Origin of the sequence: Streptomyces sp. SID14436 (assembly GCF_010548465.1) — a bacterium.
Lineage (GTDB): Bacteria > Actinomycetota > Actinomycetes > Streptomycetales > Streptomycetaceae > Streptomyces.
Window position 1 is genome coordinate 1 of record NZ_JAAGMD010000561.1, and the last position, 6018, is coordinate 6018.

General features: G+C 74.5%; 8 protein-coding genes. 7 read left to right on the plus strand and 1 reads right to left on the minus strand.

Annotated features, from left to right (window positions below; all coding sequences use genetic code 11):
• The first annotated feature begins 139 nt into the window (after positions 1-139).
• From G3I53_RS19560 to G3I53_RS19575, 4 genes are all read left to right on the plus strand, one after another.
• A complete protein-coding gene (locus G3I53_RS19560; RefSeq protein ID WP_239063987.1) occupies positions 140-751 on the plus strand; it encodes an isochorismatase family cysteine hydrolase in 612 nt (203 codons plus the stop codon).
• 146 nt (positions 752-897) lie between these two features.
• Positions 898-1662, plus strand: coding sequence for an aminoglycoside adenylyltransferase domain-containing protein (locus G3I53_RS19565; RefSeq protein WP_164336533.1), 765 nt, complete (start codon positions 898-900; stop codon positions 1660-1662).
• A gap of 250 nt (positions 1663-1912) precedes the next feature.
• The gene (locus tag G3I53_RS19570) at positions 1913-2704 is read left to right on the plus strand and encodes a serine/threonine protein kinase (protein ID WP_164336535.1); all 792 of its coding nucleotides are present in this window, start codon (positions 1913-1915) and stop codon (positions 2702-2704) included.
• A gap of 179 nt (positions 2705-2883) precedes the next feature.
• Positions 2884-3345 carry a hypothetical protein gene (locus tag G3I53_RS19575; protein WP_239063988.1) on the plus strand — a complete coding sequence of 154 codons (462 nt, stop codon included), beginning with the start codon at positions 2884-2886 and terminating at the stop codon, positions 3343-3345.
• A gap of 129 nt (positions 3346-3474) precedes the next feature.
• Here G3I53_RS19575 and G3I53_RS19580 read toward each other — a convergent pair whose 3' ends face one another.
• Positions 3475-3903 carry a peptidase M23 gene (locus G3I53_RS19580; RefSeq protein WP_164336537.1) on the minus strand — a complete coding sequence of 143 codons (429 nt, stop codon included), beginning with the start codon at positions 3901-3903 and terminating at the stop codon, positions 3475-3477.
• A gap of 274 nt (positions 3904-4177) precedes the next feature.
• Here G3I53_RS19580 and G3I53_RS19585 point away from each other — a divergent pair, with 274 nt between their 5' ends.
• The 3 genes from G3I53_RS19585 to G3I53_RS19595 all read left to right on the plus strand — a co-directional run bounded on the left by G3I53_RS19585 (position 4178) and on the right by G3I53_RS19595 (position 5905).
• Positions 4178-4609, plus strand: coding sequence for a VOC family protein (locus G3I53_RS19585; protein ID WP_164336539.1), 432 nt, complete (start codon positions 4178-4180; stop codon positions 4607-4609).
• 146 nt (positions 4610-4755) lie between these two features.
• Positions 4756-5181: a CBS domain-containing protein gene (locus tag G3I53_RS19590; protein WP_164336541.1), complete on the plus strand. Its 426-nt coding sequence runs from the start codon at positions 4756-4758 to the stop codon at positions 5179-5181.
• A 28-nt stretch (positions 5182-5209) separates the two neighbouring features.
• Positions 5210-5905, plus strand: coding sequence for a phosphoribosyltransferase family protein (locus G3I53_RS19595; protein ID WP_164336543.1), 696 nt, complete (start codon positions 5210-5212; stop codon positions 5903-5905).
• Positions 5906-6018: the final 113 nt, after the last annotated feature.

Consider the following 6018-nt stretch of genomic DNA (forward strand, 5'->3'; position numbering starts at 1 on the left):
CACGACGGCCACCGCGGGCGGCTGACCTGCGGGGCCGGGCCGCCCCGCCTCACGGAAGACGCGGTGAGCCCCCGGCGGGCGCCGGCGCGCACCGCGCATTCGGGTCGCTCGATCCCCGCGCACGGGGAACCCTGGTGACATGCCCAAGAGCGCGCTCATCGTCATCGACATGATCAACACGTACGACCACCCGGACGCCGAGCTGCTGCTGCCCTCGGCGGAGTCCGTCGTGCCGGTCGTCGCCGGCCTGCTGGAGCGGGCCAGGAAGAGGGACGTCCCCGTCATCTACGTCAACGACAACTTCGGCGAATGGCGGTCCCACCACGGCGAGTTGCTCGACAGCGCGCTGTCCGGGCCGCACGCCCGGCTGGTGGAGCCGCTGCGCCCGGACGACTCCTCCCTGTTCGTCGTCAAGGCCCGCCACTCGATCTTCTTCGAGACCCCGCTCGGCTACCTCCTCAACCAGCAGGGCATCGAGCGGCTGGTGCTCTGCGGGCAGGTGACCGAGCAGTGCGTGCTCTACTCGTCGCTCGACGCGCACATCCGCCACTTCCAGGTGGTCGTCCCCCGGGACGCCGTCGCCCACATCCACGCCGACCTCGCGGACGCCGCCCTGCGCATGATGGAGCGCAACATGGGAGCCCGGGTGTGCGACAGCGACGACCTGTGGACCGACACGGACGGCCCGGCGGACGGCCCGGCGGACGGCCCGGCCGAGGAGGGGGCCGACGACCGGGCGGACGGCCCGTGAGCCCGGCGGACCCCGCGGCGGACGGCCCCGGCCCTCCGCCCCCGGCTTCCCCGCCCCCGGCTTCCCCGCCCCCGGCTTCGGCTCCTCCTGCGTCCGGCTCCGGTGCCCCCTCCGGGTCCCCGGCGGGCGCACCCCTCCCGCCGCAGGTGCGCCCGTACCTGACGGAACTGGTCGACCGCATCCGTACGGTCTGCGGTCCCCGCCCGGTGAGCGTGCTCGCCGTCGGCTCCCTCGCGCTCGGCGACTACCGGCACGGACGCAGTGACGTCGACGTGACGGTCGTCGTGGACCCCTCGCTGCCCCGTCCCGCCCTGGCCGAACTGGCCGCAGCCCTCGCCCACCCCGCCCTGCCCTGCCCCGCGGCCGGGCTCGAACTCGTCGTCTACGGCGCCGGCTTCGCCGCCCGCCCGTCCGCCCGGGCGGGCTACCTGCTCGACCTCAACACCGGCCCGGACCTGCCGGAGAAGGTGAGCTTCGACCCGGACGGGGCCGCGCCCTTCTGGTACGTCATCGACCGCTCCGTCGCCGCCCGCGCCGGACTCCGCCTGCACGGCCGGCCGGCGCACGAGGCGATCGCCGAGCCGGACCGCCCCGACCTGCTGCGGGCGCTGCGCGCCTCGGTCCGTGAACACACCGACGGCGAAGGCCACCTGGCCGACAACAGGGTGCTCAACGGCTGCCGCAGCGTGGTGTTCTGCCGCACCGGCCGCTGGACGGCCAAACGGCGTGCGGGGCGCGCCGTCGCGGAGAACGAACCCGCCTTCCGGCCGCTGATCGAGAACGCGCTGGCCGGTTACGACCGTCCGCGGCGCGCCGCCCGCCCCCTGCCGGCGGCCGACGTCCGTGCCTTCCTGACCTGGGTGGCCGCCCGTGTGGAGGAAACCGCCCGGGCGAGTGAAGACCCCCGGTGAGCGCGCCGGCCGGCCCGTGGGGGATGTCTGGGCCGTGTCTTTCGGATCTCCCCGGGGCCGCGGGGCTTGGCACGCACATCTGCCGCGTTGTCGTCGGTTGCCGATGCTCCGCATCGGCGCCCTCCTCCGCCTTGCAGCTGCACGCACCAAGCCCCGCTCACCGGCACCTGTCAAGGCGCCGTCGATCCGAGTCGGAGTGATCCGAAAGACACGGCCTAGACTGCTGGGCGACCGACCAAGGTGAGCAGCCGTGGAAACGATCATCGTCCAGTTACCGGACCTCCTGCCGTCGCCCCGCGGCGGTGGCGGCAGACCCGGACTCCTGCATCTCGGGCCCGGCGACGTCGTGGAGTTCGGCCGCCGCCTGCCCGGCGACGGGGGAGTGGCCATCGCGCTCGACGACCCCGGGATCTCCCGCCGGGCCGGCCAGGTGGAGGCGGCGGGCGACTACTGGCGGCTGTCCAACTTCAGCCGCACCGTGTCCTACGCCGTGGAGAACCTGGAGGGCGCGGGCGAGTACCTCACCGTCGCCCCGGGGCGGCTGGGCGCACCCGTGCCCTTCGAGTTCTCCCGGGTGGTGCTCCCCGCCCTGACCGGCACGGCCGCCTTCAAGGTCTTCGCCCCGCAGCACGCCTATCTCGGCGAGCAGTCCGCTGACGGGATCGGCGAACAGACCGTGCACCCCTTCGCGCTGGACCCGACGGCCAAGTACTTCCTGGTCCTGGTGGCGCTGTGCGAACCGAGGCTGCGCGACCCCGCGGACCCGGCCCTGCCCGGGGCCGGGGACATCGTGGAGCGGCTGCGCCCGCTCGCCTCCTGCCGGGACCTGACCCGTTCCGCCGTGAACTACCACATCGACTACCTCGCCCTCACCAAACTCCGCCTGGAGACGGGGGAGGAGAGCACACCGCCGGCCGACGGCGGCCGGACCGGAGCCAAGCGGGCCCGCCTCGCCTCCGTCGCCCTCCGGTTCGGCCTGGTGCGTGAGGAACACCTCGCCCTGCTGCCCCGCCGCAGCCCGGGCCCCGGCGCCGTGCGGTGACCTCCGCACGCCCCCGGCGGCCCCGCGAGGAGCCCGGACCCTGATACCTGTCAGGTGTCGGGCCGGGCGCCGGCGCCCCTACGGTCACGATCAGCCACCGGGTACGGGGCCCGGCCGGACCACCGGCCGCCGCCCTCCCCCGGTACGACCACCCCGACACAGGAAGAAGGAGCCGGACCATGAGCCGCCGTTCGCTCAGGACCCTGCTGGCCGCCGGGGGCGCCGCAGCGGTCGCCGCCGTGATGGCAGTCCTCCCCGCCTCGTCCGCCCACGCCGCCCCGTACTCGGGCGGCAACTACGGGCTCTACTCGATGGAGGGGCAGTACCCCACCGTCGGAAGCTGTGCGGGCACCTTCCGCCAGGTGGGAGCCACCCGGTACGCCGAGGGCATGGCGCTGAAGTACTTCTACTCCGCCACGTGCGGCTCCTTCGCCCGCATCGAGAACTCCCGCAGCAACTGCTCGGCGGTGCTGGAGCGTTCCAACAACGGCGTGGGCCGCGCCGACGGCTGGGTCTCCGAGACCGTCGACCCGGGCATCGACTACGCCTACTCGAAGATCGGCAACAACCTCGACGGCCGCGTCTCGCGCGCCCGGCTGGCCTGCGACGGCCACATCCTGACCCAGACGAACTGGTACTGATCCCAGCGGAGTTGCCCGGCTCCCGCTGCCGCACACCCGGGCGGGTGTGCGGCAGCGGGAACGCGTACGCCCGTGGTGGGGGCTACTGTGCTCGGCGGCCCCACCACGGGCGTGTCACGGCGTCCCGGCTCAGCAGTCGGGGACGCCCGCGATCTTCTCCCCGCCCCGCAGGTACAGGTTGTTCACCCAGGCGATGTCGCTGCCGGACAACTCCATCACGGCGGTCCACCAGTTGTTGGTGCCGACGGCGGGGTCGGTGACGGTCTCACCGCGGGTCTGGCACAACGCGTCGAGCCAGTACTGCGAGCGGACGGCCAGGACATTGGACTGCCGCGTCGGCCGGGCACGCAGATTCACATTGGTCGCCCAGAGGTAGACGTCGGTGAGGGTGGGGTCGCCGCCGGCGGGCGTGAACCTGCCGGACGGCACCTGCTCCGCCGCCGGGGCGGTCCGGGCGGCGGGTGCGGCCGGTGCCGCCTGGGCGGTGGCGGTGAGACCGCCGAGGGTGAGGGCCGCCGCGACCAGGGCGGTGGTGGTGCGGCGCGTCAGCTGCTTCATGAAGTCCCCCGGAAACAATGGACGGTGACTGCGGACAACCGGCGGTTGCCGGAGCGGTTCGCCCCGGTGGGCCGGTATCCAGCACCGTAGGGAACGACGCGGCCGACGGGTCCCTGACAGATGTCAGGACCGTGCCGCACCGGCCGCGCGCCGGGGAAAAGGGCTCGACCAGCTCCGGCAGGCGTGCCTATGCTCCCTCGCGCGGCATCGCGTGCCGGTCACCGGCCGGGTGAGGCATGGAGGCGCCGCGGATGCCCATGGAGGCATTGCCGACATGTTTGTCGAGTTCAACCACACCATCGTCCTGACCCGTGACCGGGAGAGGTCCGCCCGTTTCGTGGCCCACGTCCTGGGGCTCGACGTCGGGGAACCTGCCGGACCGTTCCTGCCGGTCACCACCGCCAACGGCGTCACGCTGGACTTCGCCACCGTCGATCACGACATCCCCGTGCAGCACTACGCGTTCCTCGTCACCGAGGAGGAGTTCGACGCGGTCCTCGCCCGTCTGGTCGCCGACGGGGTCCCCGTCCAGGCCGACCCGCACGGCCGCCATCCGGGCCGGATCAACCGTGACGACGGCGGCCGGGGCGTCTACTTCCGCGACCCCGCCGGGCACGGCCTGGAAGTCCTGACCCGCCCCTACGGCACCGACCCGGCCTCACCGCTGAACGGTGTCACCGAGGAGATCCCGGGAGCGGCCCGGTAGAACCTCACGGCCCCGGTCGGCGCCGGCCCAGCGCCGGCCCGGCCGGGTGCCGCCTCCCCCCGCGGGCCGACCCTCCGTTTATCCGGCGCCCGGAGGGCTACGCGGCGGACACGGACCACTCGCCCGACCAGCCCCCGGAGGTACCCATGACCCGGCTGATACGGGACGTGATGTCGCCGGACACCGCGTCCGTGGAGCCCATGACCACGGTGGCGCGGGCGGCCCACCTGATGCGCGAGCGGGACGTCGGCGACGTCCTGGTGGCCTACGACTGCGACCTCTTCGGGGTCCTCACGGACCGCGACATCGTGCTGCGGACCGTGGCCGAGGGCCGCGATCCGCACGAGACGACCGTCGGCTCCGTCTGCACCCGTCCGCCCCTGGTGACGCTCGGCCCCGACGACACCACCGAGCACGCGGCCGACCTCATGCGGCAGCACGCCGTGCGCCGCCTCCCCGTCGTCGAACGCGGCGGCTGCCCCGTGGGCGTGGTCAGCCTGGGCGACCTCGCCACCGCCGACCGCCCGCACTCCGCCCTGGAGGGCATCGGACGGGCGGCCCCCACCCGCTGACGACACCCGGGAGGAGGAGGCGGAGACGGTGCGGTTCTCCGATCGCCGGCAGGCCGGACGAGCGCTCGCCCGGCGGCTGCGCACCCTGGCCGACGAGGGCGCCCTGCCCGACCCCGTCGTCCTGGCACTGCCGCGCGGCGGCGTGGCCGTGGCCCGGGAGGTCGCCGACGCCCTCGGCGCGCCGCTCGACGTGATCGTCGTCCGCAAGATCGGCGCACCGTCGCACGAGGAGTTCGCCGTGGGCGCGCTGGCCGGTGACGGCGTCCCGCTGTTCGACCCGCGCACCCTGCGCATGCTCGGCCTCGACCCGGGTGACCTCACGGCCGTCGTCGAGCGGGAACGCGCCGAACTGCGCCGCCGTGAACGCGTCTACCGGCAGGGCCGGGCGGCCCCCGAACTGGCGGGCCGCACGGTGATCGTCGTCGACGACGGGCTGGCGACCGGAGCCACGGCCCGAGCCGCCCTGCGCTCCGTACGGCGCCGGGCACCCGCGCGGACCGTCCTGGCGGTGCCGGTCTGCTCGCCGGAGGGCGCCTCGTCCCTGGCCGGTGAGGCGGACGACGTGGTCTGCCTGCACCGGCCCGCCGGGTTCCTGGCGGTCGGCGAGTGGTACGACGACTTCGCCCAGCTGACCGACGAGGACGTCCTGGCCGCCCTCCACCGGTCCGCCGGACCGGATGCCACGGGGGAGGGCCCCGGCCGGGGTGGGGCTGCCGGGGTCTGACCGGCGGGTGCGTGACGGTCGGCGGGCGCGTAACTGTCGGCGCACGGCGACCGGTCACGTCGGCCGGACGGTGACCGGGCTCCCGGCGGGCGGCGGGGCACGGTGGGCGGCGG